Source organism: Pseudomonas sp. 39004 (genome assembly GCF_028682155.1).
GTDB classification, from domain to species: domain Bacteria; phylum Pseudomonadota; class Gammaproteobacteria; order Pseudomonadales; family Pseudomonadaceae; genus Aquipseudomonas; species Aquipseudomonas capeferrum.
On record NZ_JANIAG010000272.1, the window covers coordinates 1 to 4,561 of the forward strand.

The following is a 4,561-nucleotide window of genomic DNA, read 5'->3' on the forward strand; positions in this document are numbered from 1 at the left end:
GACGTAGTCGCCATCGATGACACGGGGCTTTCGTCCCTGCCTGCACAGATCACTGCGCCAGACATCACCGCGCCGGCCGCACCGAGCGAACTGGCCGTCAGCGCTGACGGCACTGTTATCACTGGCCGCGCCGAACCGGGCAGCACCGTGCGTATTCTTGCCGCCGACGGCACCGAACTGGGCAGCGCCCTGGTCGGGCCGACCGGCGTGTTCAACATCACCCTCGCCCCGCCGCAAGTCGATGGCGAAGTGCTGCAAGCCACCGCAACCGACGTTGCGGGCAATACCTCGACAACCAGTTCCGTCACCGCGCCGGATATCGACGGCGGTGATACCACGCCACCGGAGGCACCGACCAACCTGGTAATCGGCCTCGCTGGCGCGCAGCTTAGCGGCCGCGGCGAAGCAGGTACCACCGTTCAGGTACGTGATGCTGCCGGCAATGTACTGGCGACCGGTACCGTCGGTGCAGACGGCACCTTCGTGATCGCGCTTGACCCTGCTGTGATCGACGGCAGCACCCTGCAAGTGACCCTGACCGATGCCGCCGGCAACGTTTCGCAGCCGGGCTCGGTCGTTTCGCAAGACCTGCTGCCACCGGCGCAGCCGACCGACCTGGCCCTGGCCGAAGGCGTGACCCTTACCGGTCGTGGCGAGCCTGGGGCTACGGTTCAGGTGCGTGACGCCGCAGGCAACGTGATCGGTACCGGCGTGGTGGGTGCAGACGGTAGCTTCAGCCTGACGCTGTCCCCTGCTCAGGCCAATGGCGAGGCACTGGATATCCGCCAGGTGGATGCCGCTGGCAATACCTCCGCTCCGCTGCAATTCGATGCACCGGACATCACGCCGCCTGCTGCCGTCAGCAACATCGTCGTCGGTGCCGGAGGCGTGGCCCTGAGTGGTCGTGGCGAGCCGGGTGCCACTGTCGAAGTGCGCGACGCCAACGGCAATGTGATTGGCACCGGTACGGTATTGGCCAACGGCACGTTCCTGATCGACTTGGACCCTACCGTACAACCTGGCGAACACTTGAGCCTGGTGCAGACCGACCCGAGCGGTAACGCTTCGGTTGCCTTTGAATACGATGTGCCACAGACCACCGCGCCGGCCAGCCCGAGCGGCTTGGCCATCGACGCCGACGGCACCACCCTCACCGGTACCGCCCCAGCCGGCAGCCGCGTGGAAGTGCACGATGCCAATGGCACGCTGATCGGCAGCGCCATTGCCGGTGCCGACGGCACCTTCACTATCGAGCTCAATCCGGCCCAGGCCAACGGCGAACTGCTGGACGTAGTCGCCATCGATGACACAGGGCTTTCGTCCCTGCCTACGCAGATCACCGCGCCAGACATCACCGCGCCGGCCGCACCGAGTGAGCTGGCCGTCAGCGCTGACGGCACTGTTATCACTGGCCGCGCCGAACCGGGCAGCACCGTCCGTATTCTTGCCGCCGACGGTACCGAACTGGGCAGCGCCCTGGTCGGCCCAACCGGCGTGTTCAACATCACCCTCGCTCCGCCGCAAGTCGACGGCGAAGTACTGCAAGCCACCGCAACCGACGCCGCAGGCAATACCTCGACAGCCAGCTCCGTCACCGCACCCGATATCGACGGCGGCGACACCACGCCGCCTGACGCCCCCGTTGATCTGGTGATCGGCCTCGCGGGTCATCAACTCACTGGCCGTGGCGAAGCGGGCACTACCGTGCAGGTGCTTGATGCTGCCGGCAATGTGCTGGCGACCGGCACCGTCGGTGCAGATGGCACCTTCTTGATCGCGCTTGACCCTGCCGTGATCGACGGCAGCACCCTGCAAGTCACCCTGACCGATGCCGCTGGCAACGTTTCGCAGCCGGGCTCGGTCGCTTCGCAAGATTTGCTGCCACCGGCACAGCCGACCGACTTGGCCCTGGCCGAAGGCGTAACGCTTACCGGTCGCGGCGAGCCTGGCGCCACTGTTCAAGTTCGCGACGCAGCGGGCACAGTGATCGGCACCGGCTTGGTGGGCGCCGATGGCTTGTTCAGCGTCACCCTCGCCCCGGCTCAAGCAAACGGCGAAGCCCTGGACATCCGCCTGGTGGATGCCGCTGGCAACAGCTCGACCACGCTGCAATTCGATGCCCCGGACATTACTCCGCCTGCCGCAGTAAGCGGTATTGTCGTCGGCGCTGGCGGCCTTGTACTGAGCGGTCGCGGTGAAGCTGGGGCCAGCGTCGAAGTGCGTGATGCCAACGGCAATGTGATCGGCACCGGCACCGTGGCCGCCAATGGCACCTTCATCATCAACCTCGACCCCGCCGTTCAACCCGGCGAGCACTTGAGCCTGGTGCAGACCGACCCGAGCGGTAACGCTTCGGTTGCCCTTGAATACGATGTGCCCCTGATAACAGCCCCAGCCAGCCCGAGCGACCTGGCCATCGATGCCGACGGCACCACCCTCACCGGTACCGCCCCAGCCGGCAGCCGTGTGGAAGTCCATGATGCCAACGGCACGTTGATCGGCAGCGCCATTGCCGGTGCCGACGGTACTTTCACTATCGGGCTCAACCCCGCCCAGGCCAACGGCGAACTGCTGGATGTAGTCGCGATCGATGACACAGGGTTGTCGTCCCTGCCTGCGCAGATCACCGCGCCAGATATCACCGCGCCGGCCACACCGAGTGAACTGGCTGTCAGCGCTGACGGCACTGTTATCACCGGCCGCGCCGAACCGGGCAGCACCGTGCGTATTCTTGCCGCCGACGGCACCGAACTGGGCAGCGCCCTGGTCGGTCCGACTGGTGTGTTCAACATCACCCTCGCTCCGCCTCAGGTCGATGGTGAAGTGCTGCAAGCCACCGCAACCGACGCCGCAGGCAATACCTCGACAGCCAGCTCCGTCACCGCACCGGACATCGACGGCGGCGATACCACGCCGCCTGACGCCCCTGTTGATCTGGGGATCGGCCTGGCTGGCCATCAACTTACCGGCCGTGGCGAAGCAGGCACCACCGTGCAGGTGCGTGACGCCGCCGGCAATGTGCTGGCGACCGGCACCGTCGGTGCAGATGGCACCTTCGTGATCGCGCTTGACCCTGCCGTGATCGACGGCAGTACCTTGCAAGTGACCCTGACCGATACCGCTGGCAACGTTTCGCAACCAGGCTCGGTTACCTCGCAAGACCTGCTGCCACCGGCGCAGCCGACCGACCTGGCCCTGGCCGAAGGCGTGACCTTTACTGGCCGCGGCGAGCCGGGTGCCACAGTTCAGGTGCGTGACGCCGCAGGTAACGTGATTGGCACCGGCCTGGTGGGCGCAGATGGCAGCTTCAGCCTGACGCTCTCCCCAGCTCAGGCCAATGGCGAGGCGTTGGATGTCCGCCAGGTGGATGCCGCCGGCAACAGCTCTGCGCCGCTGCAATTCGATGCCCCCGACATCACCCCGCCGGATGCGGTCAGCAACATCGTTATCGGCGCCGGCGGCCTGGCCCTCAGCGGTCGTGGCGAAGCAGGCGCTACCGTGGAAGTGCGCGACGCCGATGGCAACCTGCTTGGCCGCGGTGTAGTCGGCGCCAATGGTACGTTCCTGGTCAACCTGGACCCGGCTGCGCAACCGGGCGAACAGCTGAGCCTGGTACAGGTTGACCCAAGCGGCAACGCGTCGACCGTGGTGGAGTTCGATGTCCCTCTGACGACTGCACCCGCCAGCCCGAGCGGGCTGGCCATCGATGCCGATGGCACCACCCTTACCGGTACCGCCCCGGCCGGTAGCCGTGTGGAAGTCCACGATGCCAATGGCACGTTGATCGGCAGCGCCATTGCCGGTGCCGACGGCACCTTCACTCTCGAGCTCGACCCCGCCCAGGCCAACGGCGAACTGCTGGACGTAGTCGCCATCGATGACACAGGGCTTTCGTCCCTGCCTGCGCAGATCACCGCGCCGGACATCACTGCTCCAGCCGCACCAAGCGAGTTGGCTGTCAGCGCTGACGGCACTGTCATTACCGGCCGTGCCGAACCCGGCAGCACCGTGCGTATTCTTGCCGCCGACGGCACTGAACTGGGCAGTGCCCTGGTTGGCCCAACCGGCGTATTCAACATCACCCTCACTCCGCCTCAGGTCGATGGTGAAACGCTGCAAGCCACGGCGACCGACGCTGCTGGCAACACTTCGCTTACCAGTTCGGTCACTGCGCCGGATATCGACGGGGTCGACACCACACCACCGAGTGCACCGACCAACCTGGTGATCGGCCTCACTGGCTCGCAGCTCAGCGGCCGTGGCGAAGCGGGCACCACCGTGCAGGTGCGTGATGCTGCCGGCAATGTGCTGGCGACGGGCACTGTGGGTGCAGACGGCACTTTCGTGATCGCGCTTGACCCTGCCGTGATCGACGGCAGTACCTTGCAAGTGACCCTGACCGATGCCGCTGGCAACGTTTCGCAGCCGGGCTCGGTCGCTTCGCAAGACCTGCTGCCACCGGCGCAGCCGACCGACTTGGCCCTGGCCGAAGGCGTAACGCTTACCGGTCGCGGCGAGCCGGGCGCCACTGTTCAGGTTCGCAACGCAGCGGGCACGGTGA

1 protein-coding gene is annotated in these 4,561 nt (G+C 66.3%); it reads left to right on the forward strand.

Translation table 11 applies throughout. The features are described from left to right. Positions 1 to 4,561: Ig-like domain-containing protein (locus tag NP534_RS25800; protein ID WP_274100598.1), on the forward strand; the 4,561-nt coding region annotated here is incomplete at both ends.